This window comes from Changchengzhania lutea, from assembly GCF_006974145.1.
In the GTDB taxonomy this organism is placed as follows: domain Bacteria; phylum Bacteroidota; class Bacteroidia; order Flavobacteriales; family Flavobacteriaceae; genus Changchengzhania; species Changchengzhania lutea.
In genome coordinates this window covers 444,805-461,786 of sequence record NZ_CP039456.1, presented here as the reverse complement: position 1 = coordinate 461,786, position 16,982 = coordinate 444,805, and the positions used below count along the sequence as shown (strand labels likewise).

Annotated in this window: 16 protein-coding genes and 1 riboswitch; of the genes, 4 read left to right on the top strand and 12 right to left on the bottom strand. The window is 34.2% G+C overall.

Going from position 1 to position 16,982, the window contains the following annotated elements:
• Positions 1-53: 53 nt before the first annotated feature.
• Positions 54-2,906, top strand: coding sequence for a carbamoyl-phosphate synthase large subunit (carB, locus tag FAF07_RS02190; protein WP_142783564.1), 2,853 nt, complete (start codon positions 54-56; stop codon positions 2,904-2,906).
• A gap of 284 nt (positions 2,907-3,190) precedes the next feature.
• Here carB and FAF07_RS02185 read toward each other — a convergent pair whose 3' ends face one another.
• The 6 genes from FAF07_RS02185 to FAF07_RS02160 form a co-directional block, all read right to left on the bottom strand.
• Complete coding sequence (locus FAF07_RS02185) at positions 3,191-3,712, bottom strand: YceI family protein (RefSeq protein WP_142783563.1); 522 nt, start codon at positions 3,710-3,712, stop codon at positions 3,191-3,193.
• Positions 3,713-3,721: 9 nt separating this feature from the next.
• Complete coding sequence (locus FAF07_RS02180) at positions 3,722-4,087, bottom strand: hypothetical protein (protein ID WP_142783562.1); 366 nt, start codon at positions 4,085-4,087, stop codon at positions 3,722-3,724.
• A 19-nt stretch (positions 4,088-4,106) separates the two neighbouring features.
• A complete protein-coding gene (locus FAF07_RS02175) occupies positions 4,107-4,955 on the bottom strand; it encodes a DUF5777 family beta-barrel protein (RefSeq protein WP_142783561.1) in 849 nt (282 codons plus the stop codon).
• A gap of 35 nt (positions 4,956-4,990) precedes the next feature.
• Entirely contained in the window at positions 4,991-5,566 is a 576-nt protein-coding gene (locus FAF07_RS02170; RefSeq protein ID WP_142783560.1) for a T9SS type A sorting domain-containing protein, read from the bottom strand.
• Positions 5,567-5,581: 15 nt separating this feature from the next.
• A complete protein-coding gene (locus FAF07_RS02165) occupies positions 5,582-5,962 on the bottom strand; it encodes an OB-fold protein (protein ID WP_142783559.1) in 381 nt (126 codons plus the stop codon).
• A gap of 126 nt (positions 5,963-6,088) precedes the next feature.
• A complete protein-coding gene (locus FAF07_RS02160; protein ID WP_142783558.1) occupies positions 6,089-7,162 on the bottom strand; it encodes a hypothetical protein in 1,074 nt (357 codons plus the stop codon).
• Between the two features lie 115 nt (positions 7,163-7,277).
• Here FAF07_RS02160 and FAF07_RS02155 point away from each other — a divergent pair, with 115 nt between their 5' ends.
• The 3 genes from FAF07_RS02155 to FAF07_RS02145 are packed head-to-tail and all read left to right on the top strand — an operon-like array spanning position 7,278 to position 11,261.
• Positions 7,278-7,802, top strand: coding sequence for an RNA polymerase sigma factor (locus tag FAF07_RS02155; RefSeq protein WP_142783557.1), 525 nt, complete (start codon positions 7,278-7,280; stop codon positions 7,800-7,802).
• A gap of 47 nt (positions 7,803-7,849) precedes the next feature.
• Complete coding sequence (locus tag FAF07_RS02150) at positions 7,850-8,755, top strand: FecR family protein (protein WP_142783556.1); 906 nt, start codon at positions 7,850-7,852, stop codon at positions 8,753-8,755.
• Positions 8,745-11,261 (top strand): TonB-dependent receptor, encoded by a 2,517-nt coding sequence (locus FAF07_RS02145; RefSeq protein ID WP_142783555.1) that lies wholly within the window; start codon positions 8,745-8,747, stop codon positions 11,259-11,261. The genes FAF07_RS02150 and FAF07_RS02145 overlap by 11 nt, the downstream gene beginning before the upstream one ends.
• A gap of 8 nt (positions 11,262-11,269) precedes the next feature.
• Here FAF07_RS02145 and FAF07_RS02140 read toward each other — a convergent pair whose 3' ends face one another.
• The 6 genes from FAF07_RS02140 to FAF07_RS02115 all read right to left on the bottom strand — a co-directional run bounded on the left by FAF07_RS02140 (position 11,270) and on the right by FAF07_RS02115 (position 16,642).
• Positions 11,270-11,806, bottom strand: a complete 537-nt coding sequence (locus FAF07_RS02140; RefSeq protein WP_142783554.1) for an acyl-CoA thioesterase — start codon at positions 11,804-11,806, stop codon at positions 11,270-11,272.
• A gap of 5 nt (positions 11,807-11,811) precedes the next feature.
• On the bottom strand, positions 11,812-12,159 hold the full coding sequence (locus tag FAF07_RS02135; protein WP_142783553.1) for a 6-phosphogluconate dehydrogenase: 348 nt from the start codon (positions 12,157-12,159) through the stop codon (positions 11,812-11,814).
• A gap of 14 nt (positions 12,160-12,173) precedes the next feature.
• Positions 12,174-13,493, bottom strand: coding sequence for a DNA recombination protein RmuC (rmuC, locus tag FAF07_RS02130; RefSeq protein ID WP_142783552.1), 1,320 nt, complete (start codon positions 13,491-13,493; stop codon positions 12,174-12,176).
• A gap of 94 nt (positions 13,494-13,587) precedes the next feature.
• Complete coding sequence (locus FAF07_RS02125) at positions 13,588-14,382, bottom strand: ABC transporter ATP-binding protein (protein WP_142783551.1); 795 nt, start codon at positions 14,380-14,382, stop codon at positions 13,588-13,590.
• Between the two features lie 85 nt (positions 14,383-14,467).
• The gene (locus FAF07_RS02120) at positions 14,468-15,499 is read right to left on the bottom strand and encodes a FecCD family ABC transporter permease (RefSeq protein ID WP_142783550.1); all 1,032 of its coding nucleotides are present in this window, start codon (positions 15,497-15,499) and stop codon (positions 14,468-14,470) included.
• Positions 15,500-16,642, bottom strand: a complete 1,143-nt coding sequence (locus tag FAF07_RS02115; protein WP_142783549.1) for an ABC transporter substrate-binding protein — start codon at positions 16,640-16,642, stop codon at positions 15,500-15,502.
• 70 nt (positions 16,643-16,712) lie between these two features.
• A riboswitch (cobalamin riboswitch) is annotated at positions 16,713-16,920 on the top strand.
• Positions 16,921-16,982 lie beyond the last annotated feature (62 nt).

Sequence of the window (16,982 nt, the reverse complement as noted above, 5' to 3'; positions counted from 1 at the left end):
ATACCTTCTAACCAGATAAAATATTGTTAACTATATAAATCCTTCAACGTACAATGCCAAAAAATTCACAACTTAAATCTATTTTAATTATTGGTTCTGGCCCTATTATTATCGGGCAAGCATGCGAATTTGATTATTCAGGGTCTCAAGCCTTAAGATCGCTACGCGAAGATGGCATAGAAACTGTTTTGATTAATTCTAATCCAGCAACGATTATGACCGATCCTTCCATGGCCGATCATATTTATTTGTTGCCGCTCACGACCAAATCGTTAATTCAAATTTTAAAAGAACATCCACAAATTGATGCAGTCTTACCAACCATGGGTGGACAAACGGCACTTAATTTATGCATTGAGGCGGACGAAAAAGGAATTTGGAAAGATTTTGGTGTCGAAATTATTGGGGTTGATATTGATGCGATTAATATAACCGAGGATAGAGAGCAGTTTCGCGAATTAATGCTTAAAATAGGGATTCCTATGGCGCCTCAAGCTACGGCAACCTCTTATTTAAAAGGCAAGGAAATAGCCCAAGAGTTTGGATTTCCTTTGGTTATTAGAGCGTCATTTACTTTAGGAGGAGATGGTGCAGCGATTGTGTATAAAGAAGAAGATTTTGATGAGCTTTTGAGACGTGGTTTAGAGATTTCTCCAATCCATGAGGTAATGATTGATAAAGCTTTAATAGGTTGGAAGGAGTATGAGCTGGAATTGCTACGGGACTCGAATGATAATGTTGTTATTATCTGCTCAATTGAAAATATGGATCCTATGGGGATTCACACCGGTGATTCGATTACTGTGGCACCGGCCATGACATTGAGTGATCGAACGTATCAAAGAATGCGCGATATGGCCATTCACATGATGCGTAGTATTGGTGATTTTGCAGGAGGGTGCAACGTGCAGTTTGCCGTTAGTCCTGATGAAAATGAAGATATTATTGCCATTGAAATTAATCCCCGAGTATCACGTTCTTCAGCATTAGCGAGTAAAGCGACCGGTTATCCTATTGCGAAAATTGCCGCGAAATTAGCCTTAGGCTATCATTTAGATGAACTTAAAAATCAAATCACAAAATCAACATCGGCTTTATTTGAACCGACTTTAGATTATGTCATCGTAAAAATACCACGTTGGAATTTTGATAAATTTGAAGGCTCCGATAGAACTTTAGGTCTACAAATGAAGTCTGTTGGTGAGGTTATGGGCATTGGCCGTTCATTTCAGGAAGCACTTCATAAAGCGACCCAATCTTTGGAAATTAAAAGAAACGGGCTCGGTGCAGATGGCAAAGAAAATAAAAACTACGAGCAAATTATTGAAAAGTTAACGAATGCCTCCTGGGACCGTGTATTCATAATTTATGATGCTATCCTAATGGGAATTCCGCTAAGTAGAATTCATGAAATCACTAAGATTGATATGTGGTTCTTAAAGCAATATGAGGAATTACATAAGTTGAGAATTGAAATTTCTACATTTAATATCAATACCATTCAGAAAGATTTGTTGCTAGAGGCTAAACAAAAGGGCTATGGTGATCGACAAATTGCACATATGTTAGGATGCCTAGAAAGTGAGGTTTACAACAAGCGCGAAGAAATGGGTGTCAATAGGGTTTACAAACTTGTTGATACCTGTGCGGCAGAGTTTGAAGCGAAAACACCATACTACTATTCAACATTTGAAAGTGATATGGAAACGGCAGATGGAAACCGTTTTGCTCAAAATGAAAGTATAGTAACCGATAAGAAGAAGATTATTGTTTTAGGATCTGGACCAAATAGAATTGGTCAAGGCATTGAGTTTGATTATTGTTGTGTTCACGGCGTTTTGGCTGCTGCGGAATGTGGTTATGAAACCATCATGATTAACTGCAACCCAGAAACTGTGTCTACAGATTTTGACACGGCTGATAAATTGTATTTCGAACCCGTATTTTGGGAACATATATATGACATCATAAAGCATGAAAAACCAGAAGGCGTTATTGTGCAACTTGGTGGTCAAACCGCTTTAAAACTTGCTGAAAAATTAACGAAGTATGGTGTTAAAATAATTGGAACCAGTTTTGAATCCTTAGATTTAGCTGAAGACAGAGGGCTGTTCTCTAATTTACTGAAAGAAAATAATATTCCGTATCCCGAGTTTGATATTGCAACTACGGCGGATGAAGCTGCAGCAATTGCGGATGTTTTGGATTTTCCTATTTTAGTGAGGCCGTCTTACGTTCTTGGAGGTCAGGGTATGAAAATTGTTATTAATAAAAAGGAGCTGGAAGAACATGTGGTTGGATTGTTAGGTGCGATGCCAGGAAATCAATTACTACTGGATCATTACCTAGAAGGGGCTATTGAAGCAGAGGCTGATGCCATTTGCGACGGAGAGAATGTTTATATTATTGGTATCATGGAGCATATTGAACCTTGTGGCATTCATTCAGGCGATAGTAACTCTTTATTACCGCCATTTAACCTTGGAGATTTGGTAATGCAACAAATTATCGATCATACTCATAAGATTGCCTTAGCATTAAATACCGTTGGCTTAATAAATATTCAATTCGCTATTAAAGACGATATGGTTTACATTATTGAGGCCAATCCTAGAGCTTCTAGAACAGTGCCATTTATTGCGAAAGCCTACGGAGAGCCTTATGTAAATTACGCTACTAAGGTCATGCTTGGTGTAAATAAAGTAACCGACTTTGACTTTAAACCAAAATTAGACGGTTATGCTATCAAACAACCTGTTTTTTCATTTAATAAGTTTCCTAATGTGAACAAAAAATTGGGGCCAGAAATGAAAAGTACTGGGGAAAGTATTTTGTTTATTGATAGTTTAAAGGATGATGCCTTTTACGATTTGTATTCCAGACGGAAAATGTATTTAAGTAAATAAAAAAGGCTGTCTAAAAAGTGTCATTCTGAATGAAAATGAAGCATCTAAGAAAAGATAAGACATTAATAACCTGCAAGGTTTTCAAAAGCTTGCAGGTTTATTTTTTAATTCTAATACCTACAAGGTCAAAATAAGACCTTGCAGGATATGAAAAAGAATTATTTGTTGTTGAAATTCAAGTTTTTGAATTTTGAATATCAATTGAACTCAGATTATTAATTAACTAATTAAGATGCTTAGCGATTGTTCTGAATGACATTAAAAAACGCTTTCAGACAGCCTCTTCATTTCTTTTTGAGGTCAAAAGCAAATGAAACATGAACACTTTCAGAAACTTTGTCCTGAACTATCTTAGGGATTTTGATATCAAAATCGGAAACATTAACATCAAAGTCTCCAGAAATTTTAATTATTTCATTTTTGACTAAACACCTTATAGGGATCGCATGTATTTGTTTGGATTTTCCATGAAATGACAAGGTTCCATCTATTTGATAATTGTTTGATTCACCAATTATTTTTCCTTTAAAAGTCGCTTTGGGATATTTATCAGATTCGGCATAATTTTCATTAAAATGCTCTTCCATAAGCGCATTTTTAAATCGGAAGCCTTTTACCAAAACTAAAGCTGCAAATTCATTATTTTCAGAATTAATAATTGCCGTAGCCGAACTATTGGTTGCTTTAACTTCTTCAAATGATGCAACAGATGCCTCAAAACCAACGGTTCCGGTTCTTGTTAAGTATTTATTTTGCGCAAAGCAATTTAAATGTATTAGGGCAAATAAAAATAGTAGCTTTCTCATCTCATCAAATTAATTTTCCAAAAGGCCATCATCAACCCATTGTTGAACGGTATCTCTTGTGTTCTGAGGCATTAATCCGTTTTGTGGCATAGGATTGGAAACGCTATTTATCCTTGCAATCAAGCCCCTGTTTTGCACAGCATTTGTTACTTGCGAATAGGTTGTTAAGGACATAGGCGCCCCATTTGTTGGTGTACTCCCATGACAAGAGGTACAATTACCAGACATAATAGATTTAATATTTGCATTGTAAGTGATTTTAGCTCCAGGATTTGGATTTGGGTCTGGTGCATCAGTTAAATCGTCGTTACTAGAACTGCTACAGCTAAAAAGTAGTGCTGATAATAAAATTCCTGTGTAAAGTGTCTTTTTCATAGTATTAATGTTAAAATTATTAAAATTGTCTGCTTAAATTAAATCCAAAATAGATATCACCATCTCCCCAATCGCCAGTTCCTTGGCCTAAAAAACCATTGGTGTTCATAGCTTGGGCATTGGTAAAATGCATCTGGAATACATGCCCTCCAGTTTCCAAATCTACTCCCACAGATAACGGGTTTTTGAACGGGGAATTACTCACTCTGTTTAAGTGCCAACCGTAATCTGCATTTAAGGACCAGCGTTTGGTAAGTTTATAGCGCCCTCCAAGGCCTACTGCAAATTGCGAATTATCTTGTTCGTTAACCACTACATAATTATCATGGAAGAAAGTAGGTGCTATTTCCACTGATAAATTAGAATCTATTTTTTTGGATATCAATAATTGCGCGGTATATCCTAAGCGATGTTTAAACTCAAGTAAAGGTAAATTGTCCTTATCTAAAGCAGTATTTATTAGAATAGAATTATATCCTACAACTGTAAATGGGAATCCGCCTTCTTTCTGTCTAAGGAGTCTATATTTAAAGGAAACATCATAAATCTTTAAAAAAGAACTTCTTGAAACACCAATATTTAATCCATCAGTAATTCCAAAAACAAAATTTAAGCGCGTTACGGCTTCATCAAGACCGAAGAAGGTATCTATACCATTTTTAAGGCTACCGAATCTATGCGATACAATAAAGGTGAAGTCTTTTTTTGCGACTAGTTTTGTGGATTCAAAATTAACAATCTTTAGCCCTTTAAAGGCGGCCGTTGCATAATCTGAACCCGTCGAATCTGAATCAATTTCGTCTAATAAATCGTTTTGGGAAAAGGTTATTATTGGGATAAGAAAAAGTGCTATTAAAGTATATTTCATTGGATTGGTTTTAATAGTAAAATGATATTTATAAATTAGATTTTTATCAAACGGATTGTTTTTATTTTTCCTAGGGATGAAACTTTTAGTATATATATGCCTTTGCTAAAATTTGATATATTTATTTGCTCTTCTAATTTATTTTTTGAATAAATTTCTTTTCCCAAAACATCAAATACCTTTACATTATCGATAATTAATTGTGAAGGTGAATCTAACTTAATATAAGAACGTGCAGGATTAGGTGAAATAGAAAAGCTGTTTAATAAAAAATCATCAATTCCTAGAGCATTTTCTACTGTTATTGTACCTGCCATACTTCCAGGGTGAATGTCACATTGGTATGGGTTTGTTCCTACAACTGTAAACGTTTTGGAATAAGTCATTTCATTTCCTGTAATTGTTCCACTATCAAAAACTTCTGCGCTACCAGATTTATTGGTTACGGTATGAGGTGCGCTATCGGTCCAGGTCCAAATAACAGTATCCCCAGTATCAATGGTTAAATCTATACTTGTTCCGATACCAATTCTCCAATCTAGATTATGCGTTATTTGTGCGTTTACACTTATTATTCCTAAAAAAAATAGTGTTAGTAATTTTGTTTTCATAGTAATTATTTTAAATTATTGTATAATAGTACATTGGTCTAATTTGATTTCTTCTAATAAATCGTCATAGCCTATAAAACGTCCTTTAACTTTGATTTGGGAATTGTTTGATAGTGTTTTTTGAATGCGATTTGAAAATTGGCAAAACACCTTATTATTTAAGGTAAGATTGTTGGGGTTTAGGTTTGTTATTGTACCTGTTACTTCTATGGTTTTGTTGAGGTATTTGATTTCAGAATTTGTTGGGTTTATTGCAAATTCGCTTGATATATCTGCTGCTGTTAGTTTAAAATGAGATGTTTCATTAGCTATGTCACGATGGTTTTTATAAATATAATTGTAGCTTACAATAGCTAGAAGGATTAGTATTATTAATATAAACCATTTTTTTTTCATAGCTTTTTAATTTAAATAACTGCTTCAGTTATTAACTGAAGCAGTTTGAGCTAGTTATCAAATGCTTAACCATTTGATAATTGAAATTTTTCTTTTTCATTAAAGTATTTCTACTAGCTTATTTTATTAATTGCAATTGTTATAATACCTTAACCTATCATCATCACCAACTCTTAAATCGATTTTGGTTTTAGAATAGTCAGATATTTCATGTAATACCCAATCATTATTACAATATGGTAAACTTGGGATATTTATAGTTACTGTAATATTATTTCCTGTACCCGCAGCCGTCCAAGTGCCATTTACGGTAGTGCTTGACCAAGAAACGGAGATTGTTCCATCATTTAAAAAATTGAATGTGTAGCCATCATAGGCATCATCATAATCATTACCATAGCGTTCTAATTTATCTACAGTCCAACCGGGGCAATTGGTTAAAAAATCAATCAGTTCATTGGTGTTGCAATTATTACAATCATCATCATTATAATCATAGTCGTCATCTTCATCGCAATAATCTTCATAAGCTTTAATGGTGTTTTCTAATTCAGTTAAATTATTAATAATAAATTCAGTACCATCTAAAAGGGCTACGGTTATAGGGAAGTTTATAGATACCAGGTCAAACGTATCCAAATCCTTAATAAAATTATATAGATTACTATCAGAGTTTATTTGTATAGAGTCAATAATTTCATCATTGGCGTTATATAGAAAGGCAGTTATGGGGTACTTGAAATTTAAACATTCAATATCGTCATCAGCTTCATTTTCGCCATTGCAGTTAATGGAATAGCTAGCTAATTCGGTATAGTTATTTATAATGACTTCACTAAAATCGTTAAGAATTATTTGTATTGGGAACGTAATAGTAAGAACATCTACATCATCATCAGAATCATCAAAAATGTATTCTATTATTTTGAAGTCTTCTTCAGAGTTTATAGGAATTTCTTCTCCGTTTACTGTTACAGTAATGGGTAATTTAACATTGAAACAATTAGCATAATCAATAATGTTATCATTTGATCCATCATTAATTGATGTTTTTTGCATTAAACTTGCTACCAAAGCGTTTGATGTTAAAATATCCTCGGGTGGTGTTTCTATAATTTCGGATTCTTCAGTTCTGCAAGAAATAAATACAAGCAATGTTGCCAAATAAAAAAACAAGATTCTTTTTAACAGTATTTTCATGATTGTTAGGCTTTCTGTTTAGGGCTTTTAGTAATGAAACAACTTCATCCTTGAATCTCCTGAAACTTTTTAATAATTTTTTTGTCTAACTTTAGATTTTAAAACCAAAAACACCTTGCCAAAAGAACTTAACGACAATATTTGCGAAGACGCTGTTTTCGAACGTATTTACAATACCTATGCACAAGACTTGCAAAACTTCTTGTATTACAAATATGGTGAACAATATAACCCTGCCGATAAAGCCCAAGATGCCTTTATAAAACTGTGGGATAATTGTAAAAAGGTCACATTAAATAAAGCTAAATCGTTTTTATATACTGTAGCCAATAACATGATGTTAAACGATATTAAGCATCAAAAAGTAGTGTTAAAATATCATTTGGAAAAGCCAAAAAATCATACGAACGAGTCTCCAGAGTTTATTTTAGAAAAAGAACAATTTTTACAACAGTATCAAAATATTTTAGGAAATTTAAGCGAGGAACAACGGGTAGCCTTTTTATTAAATAAAGTAGAAGGAAAAAAACACAGTGAAATTGCAGAACTTTTAGGAGTTACCCAAAAGGTCGTTGAATATAGAATTTATAGTGCGTTTAATATTCTAAAGAAAGAATTACAAGGATTCAAAATAAAATAGTCAGGAGATTCAAGGATGAAGTTGTTATATATTAAAGTTAAGGATAGATGGATAAAGAGTACTTAATAAAAAAATGGCTGAAAGAAACACTTACAGATGCTGAAAAACAAGCATTCGAGAAGCTAGATGACGCCTTTCTAAATCGATATATAATTGATAGTGCAAAGTATTTTAAAGCATCTCATGCTCACAAAATGGATGATTTTAATACATTAAAAGCGCAATACAAGTCTTCTGAAAAAGCAGTGAAAAAAATAAATTGGATAAACCCTTTTTTGAAGATAGCAAGTATTATTGTTGTTGCATTGGGGGTATACTTTACCTTTTTTTTCAACACCACCACAATTGTGGAAACTTTAGCTAGCCAAAAAACGCGTGTGGAACTTCCAGACCGGTCAGAAGTTGAGTTAAATGTACTATCTTCAATTGAATATAATACTAGAAACTGGGATAAAAACAGGATTTTGACATTAAACGGAGAGGCCTACTTTAAAGTAGCGAAAGGAAAAACTTTTGATGTAAAGACCAGTAGTGGCATTGTAACGGTTGTTGGGACTCAATTTAATGTAAAACAGCGCAAGGATTATTTTGAAGTGAAATGCTTTGAAGGCATAGTAAAAGTTGTTTCAGATACCATAGTCAGACAATTATTAGCTGGTGATATCTATCTAATATTGGATGGTAAGTTTTCAAACGGAAAAACTTTGGTCGCCTCACCAAAATGGACGAATAATATGAGCGAGTTTAATGCTATTCCTATTAAAGAGGTTTTATCTGAATTAGAACGGCAATATAACATTGAAGTTACTTTTAAAAACATAGATGTAAATAGATTGTTCACAGGAGGTTTTCCTCATGATAATCTTGAAGAAGCCCTTATTGGGATTACGCAACCCATGAATATGACTTACGTAATGAGTACTTCAAATCTGGTAATTATTCATGGCGAGTAGAATTAAAAAAAAAATAATTTTCTTTAGTTTATTACTTTTTGTTTTTTTTAGTAGTTATGCGCAAAATACTAATAAACAAGAATCATTAGCACATGTTATAAACTTACTGCAAGAGCGCTATAACATGCCATTTAATTATGCCGAAGATACTATAGAAAACATTTTTTTAATACCACCTTCCAAACGTATATCCTTTACAGAAGCTCTAACTTATCTAGAAACAAAAACAGGCTTATCATTTTCAATAATGAGCAAAAGCATCGTTTTAGTTACACCTAAAAAAGTGTTCGTGTTTTGTGGCTATATTAAAGATAAAACGAACTTCCAGCCCCTTGTTGCAGCAACTATTCAAACATTAAGCCATTCTACCATAACGGATGAAAAGGGTTTTTTTCAAATTAAAATTGAAAATATGGCACAGCCCATTACCATTCGTTTTTTGGGTTATAAAACCATAACAATAACATTAAATGAATTTACAGGGTTAGATTGTGAAGCTATTTTTTTAAGACCAAATTTTCAATCCTTATCAGAGGTTATCATTTCAAATTATATCACCAGCGGAATTGATAAGTTAAGTGACGGATCCTATGAAATAAACTTTTCTGATTTTGATATCCTCCCGGGATTAATAGATGAAGATGTTTTACAGTCTGTTCAGGCTTTTCCGGGCATACAAAGTATAAATGAAACGGTTTCCAATATTAATATTCGCGGAGGGACACATGACCAAAATCTGATTCTTTGGGATGGCATAAAAATGTATCAATCTGGTCATTTTTTCGGCCTTATTTCCATGTATAATCCACATATAACCCAAACTGTTTTTTTAAGAAAAAACGGAAGTGATGTGAGTTATACCGATGGTGTTTCAGGAACTATTGCTATGCAAACCGAGAGATATATAAATAATGAATTTGAAGGCGTTGCAGAAGTTAATTTAACCAACCTTAGTGGGTTTGTAGATATTCCAATTAATGATGCTTCATCCATACAGATTGCCGCAAGAAAATCTATTAGCGATTTTGTTGAAACACCAACATATACTGCGTTTTTTGATAGAATTTCACAAAATACTGAAGTAACTACCAACGCCACAACCATAACAAATACCGATGAAACTTTCGATTTTTATGACACCTCCTTGAGATGGGTTTATAAGATTAGTGATGCTGATGAAGTTCGACTTAATTTTATTAACGTGCATAACCAACTTCAGTTTAATGAAAACGCCACAATAAACGATGAGCTAGAGTCTCGTGAAAGCCAATTAATACAAAAAAGTATCGCGGGAGCCTTGCATTATATTAGGACATGGAGCAGTAAATTTAAAACAGAGCTTGAAGTTTATGAAACCGATTATAAATTAAAAGCGGTAAATGTTAACGTATTGGATTCGCAACGTTTCTTACAAGAAAATATAGTGTCTGAAACGAGCATAAAACTTAAAACAAATTATAAATTAAATGATTACTTCAAGTTTTTAGGTGGTTATCATTTTGTAGAGACAGAGATAACCAATTTAGATGATGTTGATGTACCCCGATTCAGAAATTTGGTTTCTGAAGTTCTTAGAACCCATGGCGTATTTTATCAATTTGATTATAAATCGTTTAACAAAAAAACCAATTTAAATCTAGGGCTTAGGTATAATTATATTGGCAAATTTAAACAATCAATTTGGGAGCCAAGACTCAATTTCAGCCATCAATTTCTCAAGTATTTTTCACTAGAGGTTTTAGGTGAATATAAGCATCAAAATACATCGCAAGTCATAAATTTTCAGAATGATTTTTTAGGAATAGAAAAGCGCAGATGGCAATTATCAAATAATCAAGATATCCCTGTTATTACAAGTAAACAAATTTCTACAGGAATAAACTATAGCAATAAGGGCTGGTTGATTGATATTGATGGTTTTTATAAAGTTGTAAATGGTATTACCACCCAAAGTCAAGGGTTTCAAAATCAATATGAATTTGTTAAAAGTAAAGGCAAGTATGATGTTAAAGGCGTAGATTTTTTATTAAGAAAACAACTTAATACGTTTAATACGTGGCTAAGCTATTCTTATATGTATAACCGTTACTATTTTAACGATTTAGAAGCCAATTATTTTCCAAGTAATTATGATATAACCCAAACATTTACACTAGGTACAGCCTATAAGCTTAATAATTTAAAATTTTCGGCAGGCTTAAATTGGCATTCTGGTAAGCCAACAACGCGACCAGTTTTGGGTAATGACATTATAAATAATGAGGTAAATTTTGGAGCAACAAATGCTTCAAATTTAGAGGATTATGTGCGTTTAGATGTTTCGGCAATTTATAATTTTAAGTTAGGAAGTAATGCTAAGGCCAATTTAGGTGTTTCAATCTGGAACGTTTTAGACAAGGAAAACCAGATTAATAATTTTTATCGTGTTAATAACGACGAAGTTGTTGAGACCGTTCAAAATTCTTTAGGAATAACACCCAATGCTGTTTTTAGGGTATATTTTTAAGTTTTAGCCTAAAGTTCAACGTTTACATTTTGAGTTGTAAGTAATTTTAAATGCTCATTCATTTTAAATTCAGAAGCCTTAAAATTATTCGATCTGTTTTTCATTTGTTCTTGTCTTTTTATGCTTCTGGAAAAACGCCTTACCGATTCTTCGGAATTTAAAATTAAACCAGGAACAGGCACGTTTTTACCATCTTCATCTTTAGCTACCATGGTAAAGTATGACGAATTACAATGTTTCTTTTCTCCAGTTCTTATGTTTTCAGATTCCACTCGCACGCCAACCACCATCGAAGTTCTTCCCGTATAATTAATAGAGGCCTTGAGCGTGACCAATTCGCCAACATCAATAGAGTTTAAAAAGTCTACTTTATTAACAGACGCTGTGACGCAATAATGTCTGGAGTGTTTGGAGGCACAAGCGAACGCAATTTGATCCATCAAATTTAAAATATAGCCGCCATGTATTTTACCACTAAAATTAGAGTGTGAGGGCAACATGAGTTCCGAAATGGTAATTTGCGATTCTTTTATGTGCTTGAACATGTTATTTAGTCTTTTTCTTCTTCCACTTTGGTTATAAAATATTTGGTGTCTCCCAACCAAAACAGTTTTTTATAGCGCTCAAAATAATACAGTTTTACATAGTCACCTTGAAATTCGTTTAGGTCTTCTATAACCTGGGACTCATCTTCTTCTACAGAAAAAATAAAAATTTGAGAGTCTGAAACCCCTTGACTAATTTCGCCTTCCCAGGTTTTAAAAAGGACGCCTTTTTTACTGAACTTGACCAACTTTCCAGCTCTAACCCCTTCGCTGTAATACACAAAGTAGACAAAACTGAAAAATCCGATGAGAATAAATACTATGGCAATACTGATTTTAATTAGGGTTTTCATGGTTCGCTTTTTTATTATTCGTTATCGTTGGCACGTTTGAGTATGGCTTCAGGAAGTGCTTTTTTTGCTTTTGCTCCCATCTTTTTAAGTTTTTCAACACTGGTTATCAGGTTGCCCTTACCTTCAACTAGTTTATTCATGGCGGCAGAATAATCTACTTTGGCCGAATCAATTTTTTTTCCAATACCTGTTAAATCCTTCACCAGCCCTTCAAATTTATCATACAGCGCACCAGCCTGCCTTGCAATCTCTATGGCATTCTGCTGCTGTTTCTCGTTGTTCCACATACTATCAATGGTACGTAGGGTAGCCAAAAGGGTAGAAGGTGTCACGATTACAATATTCTTCTCAAAAGCTTTGTTATATATAGCATTATCCTCATGAACTACAATGGCAAAAGCAGGTTCAATAGGTATAAACATGAGCACAAAATCTGGCGATTCTATATCATACAAATCCTGATAATTTTTTTCTGAAAGTTGATCGACATGTTTTTTAATAGAATTGACGTGGGCTTTTAGAAACAAAGGCTTGTCATCATCTTCTGCATTGACCAAACGCTCATAATCTGTTAAAGAGACCTTAGAATCAATCACCATTTTTTTACCATCAGGAAGATGTAACACGACATCGGGAAGTACGCGAGATCCATCTTCGAGGGTAAAACTTTGTTGTACAAAATACTCGCGATTTTTTTCTAGACCAGACTTTTCAAGGACACGTTCTAAAACCAATTCGCCCCAGTTTCCTTGCATCTTACTATCCCCTTTTAAAGCTCGGGTTAGGTTGGTGGCTTCCTTGGTCATTTGCTGATTTAAGTCTTTTAAGCCCAACAACTGTTCCTTTAGAGCGGAATGCATACTGATGCTTTCTTTTTGGGTTAAGTCTACTTTTTCTTCAAAAACTTTAATTTTCTCTTGAAGCGGATTTAGAATGTTTTTGATGTTTTCTTTATTCTGAAGGGTAAATTTTTCGGATTTTTCATCAAGAATTCTCGTCGCTAAAAGCTCAAAGTCCTTTCTAAGTTGCTCTTGGCGCTCTTCAATTTCAGCATCGCGTTTTAAGCTTTGTTGTTGTAGGTTTATGTATTCTGTATCTTTTCTTGTTAATTCGGTATTTAACACATCTCTTTCATCACGCATAGCGTCCCGTTCACTTTCAACCTTAGCCAGGTTTTCCTTTAAACCCTCAATAGTCAAACGCATTTGGTTTTGGCGTTCTTCGAGCGTACTTTTTTCACCCTTACTTTTAAGTTTTGTGAATAGCATACCTAAATAGGCGCCAATGCCAGCAGATACAAGTATGGCAAGAATAAGAATAAGGTTGTCGTTCATTTATCAAAGAAATAAAATCAAAGATAATTTTTTAAGTTGGAAGTAAAAAAGAAGAAGACTAAGTTTTGGACGGTTCTCTACAACTCGCTATGTTTTACTTTTTCACCCGAAAACTCCCCGTTTTTTCATCAAAAGCAATTAAATCCTTTGGAAATAAGGTTTCAAAAACACCTTGCTCTATAAGCTTGCAGGGTGCGTCTGAAAATACCCGATCGTCAGTCATCACGATCAACGTGTCACATAACTGGATGGCTAGGTCTATTTCATGTGATGAGAATAAAATGGTCTTATTGGTTTCTCTGGCCAATTTTTGAAGCAATTTTAAAATATAAGCCTTATGGTACATATCCAGATGCGTCGTCGGTTCATCCAATATAATCAAATCGGTGTCTTGGGCTAATGCTCTTGCAATCATGACTTTTTGCAATTGGCCGTCGCTTAGTTCAAAACATTTTTTGTTTTTTAAAGCCTCGATATTTGTTTGTTCAAGGGCTTGCGTGATTACAGCCATGTCCTTAGAAGATAAATTCCCCACCCAATTGGTATAAGGCTGCCTGCCTAATGCGACCAACTCGAAAACTGACAGATTTTTAGAGGCAATGGGTTCGGTTAAAACCAAACTCATCACTTTTGCCAGATCTAAAGCGTCATATGTTGAAATATCTTTATCATTGAGTTTAATGGAACCGCCCAATGGATTTTGAACATGGGTCAAGGTTCTTAATAACGTCGATTTACCAATGCCATTGGCCCCAATGAGACCCACTAATTCGCCTCTCTGTAGTTCAATATTTATATGGGAAGCAACCATGGTATTTGCTTTTTTAGAAGCATAGCCGATCGATAAATCTTCAGTTTTTAAGATGATATGTTGTGTTTTGTCTGCCACTAATTTATAAATTTTCTCTATTCTCTATTCTCTATTCTCTATTCTCTATTCTCTATTCTCTATTCTCTATTCTCTATTCTCTATTTCAAAACACCATTTTCCGTTTTCTAACTAACAACCAAATCACAACGGGTGCACCAACCAAGGATGTTATGGCATTAATGGGCAATGTAAAATCACTATTAGGCAATTGCGCAATGGTATCACAAACCAGCATCACCATAGCTCCAAAAATAAATACAGCAGGCAATAATACCTTATGGTTAGAGGTGTTAAACACTTGTCTGGTGATGTGTGGTATTGCTAACCCTATAAAGGCTATGGGACCTGCAAAAGCCGTAATGGTTCCCGCTAATAAACTGGTTGCAATAATGATGATCAAACGACTCGTTTTAATATCCAAGCCCAAACTTTTGGCATAATTTTCACCTAAAAGTAAGGTGTTTAAGGGCTTGATGGATACGATGCTCATGAAGATACCTAAACTATAAATAACAAATAGAATAAAAAGGTCTTCCCATGATAAATTTCCGAGACTGCCAAAACCCCAAAATATATATTGTTGTAGTTCTTCGGCGGAACCAAAATAGGAGAGCACACTTACTATAGCTGCCGTGATACTGGCAAACATAAGTCCAATAATGAGAATGGCCATGGTATCCCGAATTTTTATAGAAACCATTAATACCGCCAATAAAACCAAAAAACTACCTGAACTGGCGGCAATAACAAGACCCCATTTTGATACAAACAATGTTGCAAAAACACCACCAAATAACCCAGAGCCCAAAATAACCAATGCCACGCCCAAACTGGCGCCAGAACTAATACCCAGCACAAACGGACCAGCTAATGGGTTTCTAAATAACGTTTGCATCAATAGTCCTGAAATACCTAAGCCAGAACCCACAATTATAGCGGTTAGTGCTTTTGGTAATCTGTAATTTATAATGATATGTTGCCACGTATCTTGTTGGGTCGAACTTCCAATAAGGCTATTAAAAACGTCTTCTAAGGGAATGGAGACCGATCCTAAACTGATGTTTACAAAGAAGCATGCAATTAAAATAGCTATGGACACTATAAACGGAACTTGATATGTGTTTCTATCTGACAATTATTCTAAACGTTTAAAGAAAATGGGTTCATAATGTTCTAACAATTCTGGATGGCAGATCTTTATAAGATCTTTAAGCACCATATCGGGTCTAGTCATGCCTAATTCGTAATACAAAACCCCACCAGAATTCCCTGTGGTGTTTGTAAATGAATAGACATTTTTATTTTGAAAAGCTTTAAACATCGCGTGATGCTCATTGGCGTTTTTTAGGTTTTCCATACTGGAATAGTTTGACGGACTTAACCAGATATCGGCATCTTTGGCTTTTACATAGACCGATTCAAAGTTAAGTTGTAAACTCCCGGAGCCCTCTGTATCATTCCATAAATAATTTACATACGCGTCTTCTAAAAGTTGTGCTTCGGTACTGGTCCCATTTGGTAAATACCAAATATCATTATGCATGGCACCACTTAAAACAGTGGGTTTTATTTTTGCATTTTTAGCGATATCTTTTGCTTTTAAATATTCTTTTTCGATGCTGTTAAAAATGGAATCGGCTACTTTTTGCTTGTTATATAAAGCACCAAAAAACTTAATCCATTCTGCTTTGGCCAGTGGCGAATGTTCGACCCAATCGCCATTAAAAATAACAGGAATCCCCGATTTTTTTATGGTCTCTAAGGAGCGGTTATTGCCATCAATGCCAAAACCAATCACGACATTTGGGTTCAATTCCAATAAAATTTCGGTGTTTAAGCTTTCATTTTTACCGAGTTCCCTAATCCGTTTATTTTCAACCCGAAGTCTTATGTTTTCAGATGAAATAAAATCTGTTCCAGGAAATCCAACTAGGGTCTGTTCTACATGTAATAATTCTAAAGCAGGAAGATGTGTCGTTGAAGTCACCACTATTTTTTCAATGGGGGTAAGAATGATGGCATCGTATTCATCTTTCATAAAACTTGTTTTGGCCGCATTTTCATGACTTATCAAAACGTAGCGATAGCTTTTTTTAGCCTGTGGCCAAGGATTTTTAATTTCTAAGACCTTGAAGGTTTTATAATCTACAACTGAAAAGCCCTTCGCATATTTTAAGGCTAATGAATGAACTGTATCTGATTCGATGAATTGCTTGTTAGGTTCGCTTTTACAGGAAACCAATAAGAAAATTAATATTAGGAGAATTGAGTTTTTCAATGTTGCTATTTTAATTGCTTCAAAAGTAATATTATTTAATGTTTTTAATGAAAGATTAAACAGAATGTTTATTTTTGCAACGAAATTTGGTTTTATTCAGTTTTAACTGAAGGAATTAAAAGGGAATCTGGTGCAATATTAATTATTAATTCCAGAACTGTTCCCGCAACTGTAAGCTATTCAGCTTCATGTTCAACTTCAAGTCACTGAAGAACATTCTTTGGGAAGACCAGCATGAAGACGCAAGTCAGGAGACCTGCCATTTTCAAAACAAAATAAGTTAAACTTTCGGGATAAAAGTTTGCGTATAGATCTATACGATTCTCGAGTAATTATTCAT